Raw genomic sequence first — 16,995 nt, 5'->3', positions numbered from 1 at the left:
TAAAATTTTGTTAACACAAATTTTGCATTAGGTATCTTTTGCCCATATGCAATTTTTAATTGAAATTTTGAAATTGAATTGAAATCTATGCCAGTAAAAGTAGGAGACACAGCCCCCAATTTTACATTACCGTCCCAGAACGGTACACCTGTGAGCCTGGAAGATTTTCGTGGCAAACCAGTCGTCCTGTACTTTTACCCCAAGGACGACACACCAGGATGTACAACTCAGTCGTGCGCTTTTCGCGACCAGTACGAAGTCTTTAAAACAGCAGGCGCAGAAGTCATTGGTGTGAGTGGTGACTCACCCGAGTCTCACCAGAAATTTGCCGCCAAGTACCAACTACCTTTTACCCTTTTAAGCGATAAAGGCGACCAAGTGCGTAAGCAATACGGCGCAACTACAGCCTTCGGTTTGATTCCCGGTCGGGTGAGTTATGTTATTGATAACCAAGGAGTTGTACAGTATGTCTTTGACTCAATGTTTAACTTCAAAGGTCACGTCGAGGAAGCAATCAAAACGTTGCAACAACTGCAAACAGCTTAATAAGTCCTGGATGATGAAGAAAGCTAGATTTTAAAATAGGGTAAGTGGAGCGATCGCACTTTAGGCGATCGCTCCACTCACCTTACTTGCTCTTAGATCTTACTTGTGGAAAGATTTCTCCGGCATACCAACCTCACCATTGCTTGTCTTGCCGTTCTTGCCGTTGGTATGACCATTATTAGTATGACGTGGTTGAATCACGCCATAACCGCCGTGATTGCGTTCGTAAATCACATTGATTTCGCCAGTATCCACATTCTGGAACATATAAAAGTCGTGTCCTACCAATTGCAGGTGTTCTAAAGCTTCTGCCATAGTCATCGGAGGCATGGCAAAATATTTACAACGGACGACTTCTTCAGGTAGTTCTGGAGTGCGATCGCCAATTAAATCTGTGACGACTGCCTCTTGAACAACTCCTTCAATTGTTTCTTGGGCGTGTGTTTTCTTCTCTTGACGCCGCTCTTTATATTTACGCAGCCGACGGGCAATTTTGTCTGACACCAAATCTATACTGGCGTAGAGGTTCTCGCTACTCTCCTCAGCACGAATAACACTGCCATTGGCATAAATAGTGACTTCAGCCGCCTGCCTGGGATTAATTCGGGGATTACGAGCTACGCTCAAATGCACATCCACTTCATGGGTGATGTTTTGATAATGACTTGCCGCCTTTTCAATTTTTTGATGCACATAATCCCTAATCGCATCGGTGATTTCAATATTTTTGCTGTGGATGACAAGCTTCATGTAAACTCTCCCGCTCTATGTTTTTTTGTGAATTTTGTTTCGGATGACAAGGAAATGCGGTAAGATCTATGACTGCCGCCAGTATCTATCGTCAACGGATTTAGACTGACTACATCTAAGTTTTTGTGAGGTTTCGCCCATCTTTACCTCACGAACCTCTGCTGTGATTCCAATCGGTTGAAAAGCAATCAGAGATTACGCAGATTTCTTTGGTTTTTTGCTTGGTGAAGCCTTAATCGTTTTTCCTAAAATACACAAGTCTTTTTGCAATTCTTAATTTTGTATTTTCTGTCAACCATTGTTTAGGCGTCATCACCCAGTAGACTTATTTCTTTTTTGTTGGTGTGACAGTTCTTTTGTGAGAATTCCTCCCAACTCCATTGAGGTTATATATTCAAAATTAGCATCTTGTATTTTGGAAAACCAATTCCTTGACTTTCCTTTAAAATCCTTTGCATAGCTTGACATTTTTCACACCCTATTGGTTACAAGAGATACATTTTGCTCTGTATTCTGGTTGATTTTTTCTTTGTTTGTAACATGTCTTTGCACAACAATCGATGTTTGCTATATAACCAAGTAGTGATACCATACTCAGAGGCGCTGATATGGCAGCGCACCCTTCTAGCTGAGCGCATTCAAAACCCAAGCCTGGAAGATGTGCTAATCTTGCTAGAACATCCGCCTGTCTACACTTTGGGGCAAGGAGGCAATTCAGAATTTCTCAAATTTGACCAGACGACAAGTACCTATGAAGTGCATCGAGTTGAACGAGGTGGCGAAGTCACATACCATTGTCCCGGTCAACTGGTAGGATACCCAATTTTAAATTTGCAACATTACCATAAAGACTTACATTGGTACTTGCGTCAACTAGAAGAAGTCTTAATTCGTACACTCAAAATGTATGGCTTACAAGGAGAACGCAATCCTGGTTTTACTGGTGTTTGGTTAGAAGGGCGCAAAGTTGCTGCGATCGGTATTAAAGTCAGCCGTTGGATAACCATGCACGGCTTTGCATTAAATGTTTGTCCTGACATGACAGGATTTGAGCGTATTGTACCCTGTGGTATTGCTGATAAACCTGTGGGTAGTTTAGCTCAGTGGATTCCTGATATTTCTTTATTGGAGGTACGCGCTCATGTGGCAAAGTGCTTTGCAGAAGTTTTTGAGGTTGAATTGATTGGTGATGATGTAAATGGAAGTTCTATCAGGTGCAAGTGGCAGGATGATAACCGCTTCTAAAAACCTACGCATATCTACGTATAAATTCGTAAATATAAGCAAGTCCAACTCTACGGTGTAAGTTCGCTCAATAAGAAGTGCCTTTGGAGCTTGGTTCCCTTGCCTCGTGGCGCGGGTTCCTTGACCTCTAATCCCCAGTTAGAGATACTGAAATCAATTTCAGTACGAGACTTAAAAAAATATTCAATTTTTTGTTATTAGTTTGTGCCAAGTGTTTCAAGGGTTTCATGCCTGAGTTACTTTTGCATCCCGCACTAGTCAAGCGTAATTGTATTATACACCTCCATCTGCATATCTAGGCAAATCTTGGCAAGAATTCCAAGATTTGCCTAGATATGCAGAAAATTTATCGATCAGCAGGCAACCCCTGATAGCGTTTGTGATAGGCGTAGCCGTAGATGTGGTATTGAGCACGGGCGTTTTGACACATCTGTCCTTTCAGGCAGAACCAGGATCTATATAATACTGATTCAGTAAATATGTCATTGTTGCTTAAATTTATGTGACTTCTACGAAACTTTGCGAGTACCGGAAACTTTTCAAAGCCGCGCAACAAGGAGGTTATCAGCAGCCCGTTGAGTGTACTGAGCAATGTAGTCTCAGACGTCATCAAATCACTGCTAATTAAGCTTCATTGCTGAGTTGAAAAGTAGGGCGACGACTCCATACGTAACAGGTTTAGAACATCGTGACTGATCTTAATCTTTTTTAAATTATTAAATACATAAAAATATACGTATAATAGCTGAGTAAATTTACAACTTTCGCCAATAACTGGGGGGCACATGGTAGTATCAGTTCTCAAGGAAGGCTCTACGGGACCAGAAGTCATAGATTTGCAGTTTATACTGAAATTTCGAGATGGAAAGAACGAGTTTGATCCAGGTGCAACAGACGGGTCGTTTGGTTCTAAAACTAAAGCCGCAGTGGTAAAGTTTCAGCAGAGTAGAAAGCTTACTGCTGATGGGATTGTAGGGGGAAAAACGTGGGAGGCTTTACGTCCTCGCTCTGATTGGCCGAAACAACCAGGAGAATTTTTGAGAGAAGGCGAAAAGGGCGAAGTCGTGAAACAACTCCAGGAAGGTTTAAAATCTGACGATTTTTATACCGGTTCCATAGACGGTATATTTGGTTCAAACACAAAAGCAGCCGTCATTAAAACACAAAAGTCTGGTGAGATAGACTCTAATACGGTAGGGGTTGTTGGTCCACTCACGTGGGGTGGAATTATCGGCGATTAATACAAGAAGCTGTGTGAGAAGGAGTCAGAATTCAGAATATCCCCACGGATGAATCCGGAGGTAACAGGTGCGCGAAAATGCTTTTCTTCTCCACGGATGAATCCGGGGGCTATGCCTACGGCACGCTGAGTCGCAAGGGGACACCCTGCGCGAACGCTATTAAACCACTATTCATCCAACGACTTCTTTGATCATGTCTTAGCTTGAATTGGTCGCTGATGATGCTGTAAGTAAACTACCTACGGTTGCTATTAGTCGGGGGATGTTGCGTTTTTAACCCACAATTCCTGAGGTAGCGCGTTGGGCGGGTTTCCCGACTTGTAGCGCCTGCCGTCTCGACGCCATAATCTTTGATTTGGCGCGAGCCTCCTTGCGGAAATAGGTGAAGAAAAGTATGGAACCAGTGGTAACAAAACGGTTAATTATACGCCGTATGGCACAGACAGATTTGCTTGATTTTCTGACATATCAAACTCACCCTGAGGTTTTACGATATACGCCTATAGAACCACTTACCGAAGAGCGAGGAATGGGCTTTCTTACCCGACAAGCAGTAGTGGAAATTGGCGATGAGGGCGGTTATATCGCGTTTGCCATTCAGCATATAGGCGACGCCAAAATGATTGGCGAGGTTAGCATGAACCTATTGCCAAAAGCGCAAAGTAAGGGCGAAATCGGGTGGTCACTTCACCCGAGTTATCAGGGACATGGTTATGCAACAGAGGCGGCACAAGTATTACTCACCTATGGCTTTGCACACCGCAAGTTACACCGAATCACCTCGATCTGCGACACACGTAATACAGCATCCTTTCGGCTTATGGAACGTCTTGGCATGAGGCGTGAAGGGCATTTACGGCAAAGCCAATTCATCAAAGGCGAATGGCAAGACGAGTATATCTACGCCTTATTGCATGACGAGTGGCTTGCCCGCCAGAGTGTCATCGCTGACGGCTATAATTTGCGTCAATGAATGTTTACTCTCCTCCTCTGCGTTCTCTGCGCCTCTGCGGTTCGTTAATCCTCCAACAACTCCAACAACTCCCCTTCACTCAACTGACGAACACCCAACTCTTGCGCCTTTACCAACTTAGAACCCGCCTCTTCACCCACAACCAAAAAATCTGTTTTCTTACTCACAGAATCCGTCACCTTACCCCCAGCTTTTTGAATCAACTCCTTTGCTTCATCCCGCTTCAAAGTAGGAAGCGTACCAGTAATCACAAAAGTTTTCCCAGCAAACTTTTGATGTTCATGACTTACTCCTGTTTGTTCCACAGCACCAGCAAATTGCAACCCAGCATCTTTCAAGCGAGAAATCAAAGTTTGATTTGCACTGATGTGGAACCACTGGTGTACAGACTGAGCAATTTCCTCACCGATACCGTGAACAGTTTCAATATCTGCTTGTGAAGCTTGCGCTAACTGTTCCACCGTGGGAAACTTCTGTGTCAACAATTGAGCATTGACGCTACCAACGTGACGAATACCCAAACCATACAACACGCGTGACCAAGGTTGGTTTTTTGATTGGGCGATCGCCTCCACCAACTTCTGTGCCAACTTTTTCCCCATCCGCTCCAATGCACATAACTTTTCTTCTGTCAAGTTGTACACATCGGCAACAGAATGCACCACTCCTTTATCCACAAGTTGATGCACCAGTTTTTCACCCATACCCTTGATATCCAAAGCATCGCGACTCACCCAATGTTCGATCGCCCCCTTCAGGATAGCTGGACAAGAAATATTAACGCAGCGAGTCACCGCTTCTCCCATCTCCCGAACTACTGCACTTGAGCAAACCGGACAATGGGAAGGCATAACAAAGCTTTGAGCATTCTCAGGACGGAGTTCTTTAAGAACCCGCACCACTTCTGGAATAATCTCCCCAGCTTTACGGACAATGACTGTATCACCAATCCGGATATCTAATTGAGCAATACGGTCAGCATTATGTAGGGTAGCACGAGAAACCGTTGTCCCTGCGAGTAGCACAGGGTGCATTTGAGCAAGAGGAGTCAGCGCCCCCGTTCTTCCCACGTTGACAGCAATATTTTCTACACGGGTGGGTGCTTCTTCTGCTGCATATTTTAGGGCGATCGCCCAACGGGGAAACTTTTGGGTAAACCCCAGCTGTTCCTGCAGCTTAAAAGAGTTCAGCTTAACCACCACCCCATCTGTCATGTAAGGCAAATTCAGCCTTTCGGTGTCCCAGTATTCGTAATACTGTGCAACATCTTCCAGAGAAGGACAAAGCTTATGGTTAGGGTTGACGCGAAACCCCAACTTTTGTAACAATTCCAGAGCTTCCCACTGAGTATTAGCGATACTAGCATCATCTCTACCAGGAATATGTAGCGTGTAGGCAAAGAAATCTAACCGTCGTCGGGCTACAGTTCGGGAGTCTAATTGTCTGAGGGTTCCAGCAGCAGCGTTTCGAGGATTAGCAAAGACTGCTTCACCGACTTTTTGCCTTTCTTCATTGATTTGTTTAAACACTTCCAAGGGTAAAAACGCTTCACCTCGCACCTCTATCCTCTCTGGAAGAGAGTTTTCACGTAATGTCTCAAGATTTAACCGCAAGGGAATTGAGCGAATAGTCCGCACATTTTGGGTGATGTCTTCACCCATAACTCCGTCACCCCTAGTTGCACCTCTGGTGAGAATACCATTTTCATATGTCAACGCTAAGGCAGAACCATCAATTTTCAGTTCGCAGACATACTCCACCTCTCCTACGTTAGGTGCTTGTCGCCGCCAGCGCCCGAACCATGCCTTTAACTCGTCAATGTTAAACGCATTTTCTAAACTATAGAGTGGAACATTGTGACGAACTGAGAGAAATTGAGTTGCTGGTTTCTCTCCTACCCGTTGAGTGGGGCTATCAGGTGCAACCAATTCTGGATACTGATTTTCCAGTTGTTGCAATTCTCGATATAACTGGTCATAAACTGCGTCCTCCATAATGGGAGAATCAAGGACGTAGTAGGCTAAGCTCGCCTTTTGTAGTAATTGTCGCAGTTCTTGAACACGCTGTTTGGCTTCTGTATTTGTCGCTTGCACTACATCCATCTCCGTCATTTAATCGCTACTAGCTTGTAGCTTTCAGCATTCTGCCTTTTGAGGGATGGAGTAGGTTGGCTATTAATCCTAACACCCAAACAGCTGAAAGCTACAGCTTATAGCTTAATCAAATTCACTAAGCCTTGCCCTCTACTTCTTAGTAGAAGCACGTTCTGTCAGAACTGCTATATCTTTGCCCGTTGTGTAAACTTAAAATATTTTGAATTCAACCTAATTTCATTAAAGCTAAGCGATAGGAATTTCGTAGCAGAGGAATATACGAAAACAGCAAGCGAAATATTAAGGGAAAACGCTGCAAATATTTAGCTGGTAGATCTGCAAACCCACAAGCTTCCATCACTTGATATCGGGAATCCCAATCTTGAATCTGGCGAATATCTGAGATACCCCAAAACATCTTTGCCGAAGTGTACTTAAGCGCACCATGTCTTTTTTGATTTTTGATCCAAAACTGCGACACACAATCAAAGGCAAAGCAACAACCAGGAAAATGCTCTAAAAGATTAGTAAACAACTGCTTGACTTGCTGTTCGTTAAAATACATCAAAACTCCTTCTGCTACAAACAAGCAAGGTTCTGTACTAACTGCTTTTACACTTTCTATCCAGTCTGTCTCTAAAGCAGAAGCAGTGATAAATTTACGGCGTTCGCTTTCCTCAAAAAATTGCTTCCGTAGTAACATTGAGTCTGGTAAATCTAAATCAAACCACCGTACTTCACCGTTATCCACTCGTTCAAAGCGCGTATTCAGTCCAGCACCAATCTCGACAAGCGAACCTTGCGGATACTGCTTGAGGTAGGTGCGTACCCAATTGTCAAGAATCATCCCTCGCAGACAAACACCTATCTGAGAGTTTTTAGCAGGAGCAAATTTATCAAAATCGTAATCAATTGCCTCAAGAATCTCAGCCGATTTGGGATCACAGATGATCGGCTCGGTTTGCTGTAGTTCAGACGCCCTTCCCCAAAGTGGGATGAGTAGTGTTTCTTGTACGATACCTAAGTCAACCTTGGTTTTAATCATAAATACCTCTACTAACTCACTTCATTATTTAATAATAAAGTTTCTTATTAGTACTTTAGATGAAATTGTAGCGTAAGATAACGCTGAGTGTGAAATGCTTAGTAAAACACAACAGAATGATGGAAAAAATCACTAACAACAGTGTTCTCCAGCAATCAAGAGCCTAAAAAGTTTTGCCAACAAGCACCATACTTTCTCATCTAGCACAGGTTAGTATGGACGTGAGAGTTGCTTTAGGCGTCAGTTTATGACAAGTGCCGTGAAATCTCCTTATACCAGCGAACAAATTGCCGCTTGGCTACGTGGACTCCTCACCATAGCTTGGGCTGATGGTGACTTCGATGCTCAAGAACAAGAATTAATTACCACCATCACTGAAGATGAACTCGCTCCTGGCATCAAGATAGAGCCATTTGACCCAATAGAACCAGAGGAATTAGCTGCAATTTTGGGCAAAGGTACAAAAACAGCAGAAAATTTCTTACGGACAGCAGTGTTAGTTGCGATCGCAGACGGTATATATTCCTCCAGCGAAGACTATCTGCTGCACCAGTTATGCAAAGCCTTAGAACAACCAGAGGAGCTGTTAGAAGCCCTCCGCCACACACTCGAACCCCCACAGCCGCAGGATTCTGTTGCGACTCCAGTTCCTTTACAAGCTGCACCCACAAAGCGTCAAATTGATGCACTGCGCCCCATGCGCAACTGGCTTGACAAGCTAGATATTCATGACCCCAGAGTGGCTCGTTTTCTATGTAAGATGATACCTTCACAGTGTCCTTTTGAGCGTGATGTCAAGCTGTTTAAACGTAAAGTTGTTCACATTCCACCATTGTGCAAACTCAACCCACTTTATGAACAACTTGTAGGCTTGCGTTTTCGCGCTCTATCTTATCTTGCTGATGAGTGTGGTGAGGACGTTTCGCCGTATATTTAGTCATTATGAGTAAAGAACTAATGACTAACTAACTATGCAATTCATCGATCAAGCAAAAATTGAAGTAGAAGCAGGAAACGGAGGCGATGGTATTGTCGCCTTCCGCAGAGAAAAGTACGTCCCCGCAGGTGGTCCCTCTGGTGGAAATGGGGGAAAAGGCGGAAGCGTGTTGTTCGTTGCTAAAGAAAACCTGCAAACTTTGCTTGACTTTAGATACAACCACCTCTTTAAGGCAGAAAACGGTTCTCGTGGTGGACCAAATAATTGTACAGGGGCAAATGGCAAGGATTTGATTATCGAAGTTCCCTGCGGAACCGTTGCTTATAATGCCGAAACTGATGATATCATCGGAGACTTAGTCGAACCAGGACAAACTTTGCTCGTTGCTGAAGGTGGTAAGGGTGGACTGGGAAATAAGTATTTCTTGAGTAACCGTAACCGCGCCCCTGAGTATGCTCTACCTGGATTAGCAGGGGAAATCAAATCACTGCGTCTGGAGTTGAAACTTTTGGCGGAAGTTGGGATTATTGGGTTACCTAATGCCGGAAAATCGACTTTGATTTCAGCTTTATCCGCTGCACGTCCCAAAATTGCCGACTACCCCTTCACAACTTTGATTCCAAATTTGGGTGTCGTGCGCAAACCCACTGGAGATGGCACAGTTTTTGCTGATATTCCCGGACTTATTGAAGGTGCTTCCCAAGGAGCCGGTCTAGGACACGATTTCTTACGTCACATTGAGCGCACACGTGTATTGCTACACCTTATTGATGCAACTAGTGAGGATGTGATTGGTGAATTTAACATAATTCAACAAGAATTGCAAGTATATGGACGGGGTTTGGCAGAACGTCCGCAAGTTTTGGCGCTGAACAAAATTGATGCTGTTGATAGGGAAACAAAGGATTTGGAAGCGCTGGCAACGCAATTAAATCACCTTTGTTACTCTCCTGTTTTCCTGATCTCGGCTGTTACAGGTACTGGTTTAGAAGCAATGTTACAGTACATTTGGTCAATACTCGATCAACTCAATGCTCTTGAAGTTAGCGAGAAGATTAGTACAGAATGAACAAAATACGTAATCTTGCTGATTTTTTATCATCAAGAAATAATTTGCTTATCCCTTGCTCACTTAAAATTAACTATAAAATTTACATTCTTTACTTAAGAGTAGAGATGTGGACTATAAAATGAGCTAAAGATTGTAGCTTGTGGATATGACTCATTTGCTTATTGGAAGCCATGTTGCTGCATCTTCCGAGAGTGGCAGTATTGTACTTTCTAAAAAAAGAGTCAGTTCACATTTGAGTAGTCTGTTGGGTAGACGCAGAAAAAATATGTATAGCGAATTAACAGGCACATATAAATTAGAATTAGTCGGACTTTCTTTTGCGATCGCAGTTATTTCTTCATACACAGCTTTAGACTTATCAAAAAGAGTCCAGCGTGGTTGCAACAGGCGTTTGCTCTGGCTGTTGGGGGGAGCGATCGCAATGGGAATGGGCATTTGGTCAATGCACTTTATTGCCATGATCGCTTTTGAATTACCTGTGCCTGTGAGTTACGATCTGTGGATGACCCTGCTGTCTCTGCTGTTTGCGGTGCTTGCTTCTAGCATAGCTTTATCGTTGTTGAGCCGTTCTATTTCAACAGCAGTTTTAATTGGTGGTGGGGTTTGCATGGGACTAGCCATTGCTTCAATGCACTACACGGGCATGGCAGCTATGCGACTTCAAGCAAAGCTCGACTATAACTTAAAGTTAGTCAGTTTATCAGTGATCATTGCCATAATTGCCTCTTTCGCGGCTCTTTGGCTGGCATTTCGACTGAAAAAAAATCAAGAGTTGAAAGGGGTGAAGTGGCAGAAGGTTGGCAGTGCCTTTTTAATGGGAATTGCCATCAGTGGAATGCACTATACAGGAATGTGGGCAACTCACTTTATGCCCCATAAACATTTATCAATACTGCAATCTCCGGTAATTAATCAGTTGTGGTTGGCTATTGCTATCGGAGTTGCGACATTATTCATCTTAACTTTAGCCTTATTAACTTCTTTCTTCGACCAATCTTTAACAGATCAGTTATTACAACAAAAGGCTTTAGAAGAGAGTGAAAAACGCTTTCGGATGCTGATCCAAAAGATGCAAGTGGGAGTTTTATTGCTCAATAGCAATGCTAAAATCCTGAGCAGCAATCAAGCCGCAAACAATCTCCTAAATCAAAATATCCAGGATAAACAGCATCAAGTATTTGGTGCTGGTTGGTTGTTGTTGCGTGAAGATGGAACACGTCTTTGTGAAGAAGAATTCCCCGTACAGAAAGCAATCGCTCTACAAAAACCCATTCAGAATATGGTCGTGGGAATTGAGGATCCAAAAAGCCTAAATCAACGTTGGCTGCTAGTTAATGCAGATCCCCAGGTCGGAAATGATAATCGTGTAGAGAGGGTTGTCTGCACTTTTAGTGATATTACTCAAAGAAAGCAAGTTGAAGCCACACTGCAATTAATTGTTGAGGGAACAGCTTATACAACTGGTGATGAATTCTTTCGCTCATGCGTACGCTATATTGCAAAACTGTTACAAGTTCCATATGTCTTTGTAAGTGAATTTATCACGGAAACGAAAACTCAACTTGGTACCCTAGCATTCTGGAATAGTGTTGATTTTGATCAAAACTTCAAGTATGACATAGCTACTATTAGCCACGAACACTGTAAAGTCGTCTTTGATGGAACATGTTGCTGCCATTGTGACGATGAGTTATCAAGACTTTTACTTAAAGAAAAATATATCGCCCAGTTGAATCTTCACAGCTATTTGCTTCCTCTAGTCAACTCAAACGGCGAGACTATCGGTTATTTGGTGGTGATGGATGTTAAGCCTCTAGAGATTGATTTAAGCAAAGAGTCCTGTTTGAAAATTTTTGCTGCTCGCGCAGGGGCTGAACTAGAACGTAAACTAGCAGAAGAATTGCTTGCTAAGAGTGCAGAACGAGAAAGAGCAATTTCTTTTGTGATTCAACGCATGCGTCAAACTTTGGAAATTGACCAAATTTTCCGTGCAACAACACAAGAGTTACGACAAGTTTTAAGCTGCGATCGGGTCCTGGTTTATCGCTTTCATCCTGACTGGAGTGGAGAAATTATCTCTGAGTCAGTAGCACAAGGTTGGAAAGCACTTATCAGGTTACAAAATAATCAATCCCAAGTCACACAAGTCGCGGTTAACCAAATCGATTGTGTGATTAAAGAATTACAACAAGATCTACGTCAGATCATACAAGACACCTATCTGTACGACACCCAGGGCGGTGATTTTCATTCTGGCACAAGTTATCGGTGCGTTCCGGATATTTACAAAGCTGGATTTGACTCTTGTTACGTTGAATTGTTAGAACAATTTCAAGCACGCGCGTATATCATAGTTCCAATCTTTTGCAGCAATCAACTTTGGGGCTTCCTAGCAACGTATGAAAATTCTGCTCCTCGTCAATGGAAAGAAACAGAAATCAAAATCGTCCTTCAGATCGGAGCACAGTTGGGAGTAGCAATTCAACAGGCACAATTGTTAGCACAAACGCAAAAACAATCTAGCGAACTCAAACAAGCTAAAGAAGTCGCTGATAAAGCAAATCAAGCTAAAAGCGAATTTTTAGCACATATGACCCACGAGCTGAGAACACCACTCAACGCGATTCTTGGCTTTACCCAACTGATGAACCGCGACAGTTCCCTCAAAGCAGAGCATCAGAAATACCTGAGTATCATTAATCGTAGCGGCGAACATCTGTTGGAGTTAATTAACGACGTTTTAGACATGTCTAAAATCGAAGCAGGAGGTATGACATTTAATGAGAATAAGTTTGATTTATTTTACCTGCTTGAGAGTTTAGAGGGAATGCTCAAACTCAAAGCTGAATCTAAAGGCTTAAACTTGGTATTTGAGCGTACCCTTCAAGTCCCGCAATATATCACAACTGACGAAGGAAAATTGCGTCAAGTTTTAATTAACTTACTGGACAATGCCACTAAATTTACCGAAAAAGGAAGTGTCACTCTTCGGGTGTTAGTCGAGCAAGCCCAGACAAACAAATGTGCAGAGAATGTCACCACCACACCTCATCTCCTGTTTGAGGTAACAGACACTGGTTGTGGCATTCATCCCAATGAATTCCATAAATTATTTCAAGCCTTTGAACAAACTGCAACAGGGTTAAAATCTGGTGGAGGTACTGGCTTGGGTTTATCCATCAGTCATAAGTTTGTGCAAATGATGGGAGGACAAATCAAGGTTAGCAGTACTTTGGGGGTTGGAACTCAGTTTAGCTTTTCTATCCCTGTGGAGGAGGCAACAGAAACGAAAACACAAACTCCTGAGTTCACCAGTTACAAAGTCATTCGCTTAGCTTCTGAGCAACCCGCTTATCGGATTTTAGTTGTCGATGACCAGCTAACCAACCGTATGCTATTGGTCAAGCTGCTGGACAAACAAGGCTTTCAAGTACACGAAGCCAGTAATGGTCAAGATGCTGTCACTCTCTGGGAAATATGGCACCCGCACTTAATTTTTATGGATACACGGATGCCCTTGATGGATGGGTATGAGGCAACTAGCTTGATCAAAGAAAAGGAAAGGAACACACCCCAGCATTCTCATCAAACCATCATCATTGCTACAACAACAAACGCTTTTCAAGAAGAAAAATACAAAATTTTGAGTGCTGGCTGTGATGATATTTTAAGTAAACCCTTTCAAGAACAAGATATTGTCGGAAAAATAAGCAAATATTTGGGCGTGCAATTTCTTGATCCAGAAAATACAACAAATACAGATATCACTCCACCTATTTGTAAGGTTGTTACCAATTCTCCTAACTTAATTTCTGTGATGGAAACTATGCCTGGCGAGTGGATACAACAACTTCAAAAGGCTGCTTGTGCTGGTAACGATTTGCTAATTGTTCAACTTATGGAACAAATTCCAGCAGACAAAGTAGATTTGATTGAGACTTTAAAAGTTTTGGTTGAAAATTTCGACTTTGAGCAAGTCATAGAACTGACCGAACAGAGAACTCAGAACGGGCAGCGCCCTTGCATTCTCCAGAACGCAGAACTCAGCAATTATAAAAGGATACAAACCCCCCAACTTGTGGTAGAATAATTAACCCCACAATCGTCGTCCTGATGATCCATTTAGCCTATTATGAGTATCTTGTAACAAAGCTGGTATATCCAACTCTTGGGGACACCGGGGGAGACAGTCGCCGCATTCTGTACAACGGCTAGCTTTCATTCCAGCAAACCAGTGACCAGCATTTTCAAACATTCTGTAGCGATATTGCCCAAAATCAGTCATGTCATATGCAACTGCAAGATTGCGTAGTCGCAACACTTCTGGAATGTTGATATTTTCTGGGCACGGTAAGCACGCATAGCACTGGCTGCATTTGTCTGTTCCCAAAACAGCCTTTTGATGATTTTCTAGACGTTGAAAGATTGTTATTTCCTCTGGGGTAAGCTTGTGTTCACAATCTGCAACCTGCAAAGGTTCTGTTAATTCATCTGGGTTTGCGGGTCCCACACTGAGAGTCGTGATTCGAGAATCACTTAGTAAAAACCGATAGTTTAACTCTAAGGGTGAAAGAGGATAACATAAATCTTTCAAAGTTTGGGGTGGCGTATACAGGCGTCCTCCTTTATCAGCAGGAGAAATAATAAACACACCCATATCTTTTTCATAAGCTTTCTGAATTGCCTCTGCGTTGCGTTGAAAGAAATAGTAATAATGCAGATTGACAAATTCAAATAAATCTGTATCTATTGCCGCCAAGATAATCTCTAAAGGCGCGTGGGTAGAAAAACCAACGTGTCGTACCCGACCATCAGCAATAGCTTCCTTCACCGCCTGCATACAGCCACCCTTGGCTTTTACCCAGTCAAGATGTTCCCATGTGTTTAAACCGTGAATCCCTAGGCAATCTAGATAATCCAACTTTAATCGTTCCAGAGATTCATCAATATACCGACGCATAGTGTCAGGATCCGGTGTTGGTGGAATTTTACTGGTGATGTAAACTTGGCAACGGTTTACTGGTAACCCAACCGAAATTGCTTCACCAAGATACTGCTCACTGTTTCCGTATCCTCTAGCAGTTTCTAAATGATTAATCCCCAACACTATAGCTTTGTGGATGGTTTGCCATGCATTTTCCTCTGAAGCTAAGTAGCGCATTGTCCCCAAGGAAAAGACAGACAAGCGTAGATTCGTTTTTCCAAAACGTCGGTATTTCATTTTTAACAGAGTTCGGAGTTAAGAGTTTAAGCAAGTCACTCATAACTCATTGTTTATATCTCATTTATGTTTCGCTATTACCAAAGCGTTTGATCAAATCCTCAGGACGGAGATCGGAGATAAATTCCCGAAAGGCTTGCTGTTCGGCTTCATCTGCATCCCGATCTACAGGGATAGAAGCATCGGCAATCACTTCTTCCATGACCCAAATAGGAGTATTTGTACGGAGGGCGATCGCGATCGCATCACTAGGACGCGCGTCTATTTCTTTCTTGAGTTCGCCTTGCTTCACAATTAAAGCTGCATAAAATGTATCTTTTTGTAACGAATGAATGATGATCCGTTCCAAAACTATGTTCCATGCATCCAACATATTCACCATCAGGTCATGGGTTAGGGGTCTTGGAGGTTTTTGATTCTCCAGTGCGCCCATAATTGCCCTCGCTTGTTCTTGACCAATGTAAATTGGTAATGCACGGCGGTCTGAAGCATCTTTCAACAGTACAATCGGGCTACGGGTTATGGCATCTAATGCTATGCCAGCAACTTTCATTTCAAGCATTGGCTAAGCCTCTAAAATCCTTTGGGCGCTAAAGTTATGTGTAACAAATAGTACTTGTGTTGTCATGATTTTGGGGTTAAGATAAACATAAGTCTTCATTCTCTATAATTGCTTCTATTAAACTCCTAAATGGATGTGAACACCAGAGTAAGTCAAACAAGCCTAATTCGACAATAATCTACTTTCCTAGATGTGCGCAGTCATAAATATAAATTTTTTGAACTTTTGACATAAGATTTAGTCTGAAATTATACTGAAAGAAAATCAATATTTGTGAGAATTACTGGCTGCTTTTGGGCAAAAATAAGCAATAAAATAGAGTTAGTTTTGCAAAAAAGCCGTGTTTACAGGAATAATCCAAGCATTAGGAACAGTAAAACCTCTGGATGGGGATTCGTGGCAAATCACTTGTGTGACTCAGCCATCTAATGTCATTATGCAAGATTTAGCGACGGGTGACAGCGTTGCTGTAGATGGCATCTGCCTAACGGTAGAAAAAATTTTAAAAGATGGATTTATTGCTACGGCTTCACCAGAAACCTTGCGCCGTACAACACTAGGACAAGAAGAAACACAACAGAGGTACGTTAACTTAGAAGCATCCCTAAAAGTGGGGGGTAAAGTCGGCGGTCATTTCGTTATGGGACACGTGGACGGTATTGGTCAACTTGTGTCAGCACAAGCGACACAAACCTCTTGGGAATTGATTTTTACCGCTCCAGGTGCGATCGCCCGCTATATAGTTTCTAAAGGAAGTATTGCTATAAATGGCATCAGCCTAACAGTAGCCGATTATCAGCCTGAACTATCACAGTTTAAAGTAGCAGTGATTCCCGTCACTTACAAAGAAACTAATCTCCAACACATCAGTCCGGGTAGTTGGGTGAATTTAGAGGGAGATATTCTTGGCAAATACGTCGAAAAATTCCTTTGTTTTGGCAATCCGGATCTGGAAGAAGCTACACAGACAATTCCAAATGACATCACAGCTGGATTCTTAGTTGAACACGGGTATTTGTAAGTAAAAACAAACAAGGAGAAAAAGGAGCGAGGGACAAAGCAAGAAAAAAGTTAATGCTTAATGACTCTCTTGCTTGACTCCTTCACTCCTTGACTCCCACACTCTTCTAGTACACGGGCGCGCAAATAAAGCACTCATTCAAAATCAACGAAAAGCTTATGATCTAAGATTTTTGAATTTTGCGAAAAGTTTGCGCGTCCGGTGAGACAGCGCGAATGACGGCTCTCCCGACAGAGGCGACTGCGTAAGCGCAAGCGCACGCGGCTTGGGCGTAAGCGCAAGCGCACGC

General features: G+C 42.8%; 13 protein-coding genes. 8 read left to right on the top strand and 5 right to left on the bottom strand.

The annotated features are described in order from the left end of the window. The first annotated feature begins 87 nt into the window (after positions 1–87). Positions 88–546 (top strand): peroxiredoxin, encoded by a 459-nt coding sequence (locus tag AC5590_RS31125; protein ID WP_169267127.1) that lies wholly within the window; start codon positions 88–90, stop codon positions 544–546. A 99-nt stretch (positions 547–645) separates the two neighbouring features. Here the strand turns inward: AC5590_RS31125 and hpf are convergent, their stop codons facing one another. Continuing rightward, positions 646–1,296, bottom strand: a complete 651-nt coding sequence (gene hpf, locus AC5590_RS31120; RefSeq protein WP_169267126.1) for a ribosome hibernation-promoting factor, HPF/YfiA family — start codon at positions 1,294–1,296, stop codon at positions 646–648. Positions 1,297–1,836: 540 nt separating this feature from the next. Here hpf and lipB point away from each other — a divergent pair. The 3 genes from lipB to AC5590_RS31105 all read left to right on the top strand — a co-directional run bounded on the left by lipB (position 1,837) and on the right by AC5590_RS31105 (position 4,755). Further along, positions 1,837–2,541 (top strand): lipoyl(octanoyl) transferase LipB, encoded by a 705-nt coding sequence (gene lipB / locus AC5590_RS31115; protein ID WP_169267125.1) that lies wholly within the window; start codon positions 1,837–1,839, stop codon positions 2,539–2,541. Positions 2,542–3,326: 785 nt separating this feature from the next. Continuing rightward, positions 3,327–3,782, top strand: coding sequence for a peptidoglycan-binding domain-containing protein (locus AC5590_RS31110; protein ID WP_169267124.1), 456 nt, complete (start codon positions 3,327–3,329; stop codon positions 3,780–3,782). Between the two features lie 394 nt (positions 3,783–4,176). Next, complete coding sequence (locus tag AC5590_RS31105) at positions 4,177–4,755, top strand: GNAT family N-acetyltransferase (protein ID WP_169267123.1); 579 nt, start codon at positions 4,177–4,179, stop codon at positions 4,753–4,755. 44 nt (positions 4,756–4,799) lie between these two features. On the opposite strand, the gene ligA is transcribed toward AC5590_RS31105, so the two are convergent. Together ligA and AC5590_RS31095 are read right to left on the bottom strand one after the other, a co-directional pair. Further along, positions 4,800–6,857, bottom strand: coding sequence for an NAD-dependent DNA ligase LigA (gene ligA, locus AC5590_RS31100; RefSeq protein ID WP_169267138.1), 2,058 nt, complete (start codon positions 6,855–6,857; stop codon positions 4,800–4,802). Positions 6,858–7,074: 217 nt separating this feature from the next. Beyond that, on the bottom strand, positions 7,075–7,893 hold the full coding sequence (locus AC5590_RS31095; protein ID WP_169267122.1) for a class I SAM-dependent methyltransferase: 819 nt from the start codon (positions 7,891–7,893) through the stop codon (positions 7,075–7,077). A gap of 247 nt (positions 7,894–8,140) precedes the next feature. Here AC5590_RS31095 and AC5590_RS31090 point away from each other — a divergent pair, with 247 nt between their 5' ends. The 3 genes from AC5590_RS31090 (at position 8,141) to AC5590_RS31080 (ending at position 13,992) form a co-directional block, all read left to right on the top strand. Further along, on the top strand, positions 8,141–8,830 hold the full coding sequence (locus AC5590_RS31090; protein WP_169267121.1) for a Mo-dependent nitrogenase C-terminal domain-containing protein: 690 nt from the start codon (positions 8,141–8,143) through the stop codon (positions 8,828–8,830). Positions 8,831–8,864: 34 nt separating this feature from the next. Continuing rightward, positions 8,865–9,899 (top strand): GTPase ObgE, encoded by a 1,035-nt coding sequence (gene obgE, locus AC5590_RS31085; protein ID WP_169267120.1) that lies wholly within the window; start codon positions 8,865–8,867, stop codon positions 9,897–9,899. A 268-nt stretch (positions 9,900–10,167) separates the two neighbouring features. After that, positions 10,168–13,992, top strand: a complete 3,825-nt coding sequence (locus AC5590_RS31080) for an MHYT domain-containing protein (protein WP_169267119.1) — start codon at positions 10,168–10,170, stop codon at positions 13,990–13,992. On the opposite strand, the gene AC5590_RS31075 is transcribed toward AC5590_RS31080, so the two are convergent. Together AC5590_RS31075 and AC5590_RS31070 are read right to left on the bottom strand one after the other, a co-directional pair. Continuing rightward, on the bottom strand, positions 13,993–15,123 hold the full coding sequence (locus AC5590_RS31075; protein ID WP_169267118.1) for an aldo/keto reductase: 1,131 nt from the start codon (positions 15,121–15,123) through the stop codon (positions 13,993–13,995). It abuts the gene before it with no gap. Positions 15,124–15,187: 64 nt separating this feature from the next. After that, a complete protein-coding gene (locus AC5590_RS31070; RefSeq protein ID WP_169267117.1) occupies positions 15,188–15,685 on the bottom strand; it encodes a bifunctional nuclease family protein in 498 nt (165 codons plus the stop codon). 340 nt (positions 15,686–16,025) lie between these two features. Between AC5590_RS31070 and AC5590_RS31065 the strand changes: the two genes are divergently transcribed. Next, positions 16,026–16,706 (top strand): riboflavin synthase, encoded by a 681-nt coding sequence (locus tag AC5590_RS31065; RefSeq protein ID WP_169267116.1) that lies wholly within the window; start codon positions 16,026–16,028, stop codon positions 16,704–16,706. The last annotated feature ends 289 nt before the right edge of the window (positions 16,707–16,995 follow it).

It is taken from the genome of Brasilonema octagenarum UFV-OR1 (genome assembly GCF_963888615.1).
Classification (GTDB): Bacteria; Cyanobacteriota; Cyanobacteriia; order Cyanobacteriales; family Nostocaceae; genus Brasilonema; species Brasilonema sennae.
This window is presented reverse-complemented; position numbering and strand designations above follow the sequence as displayed.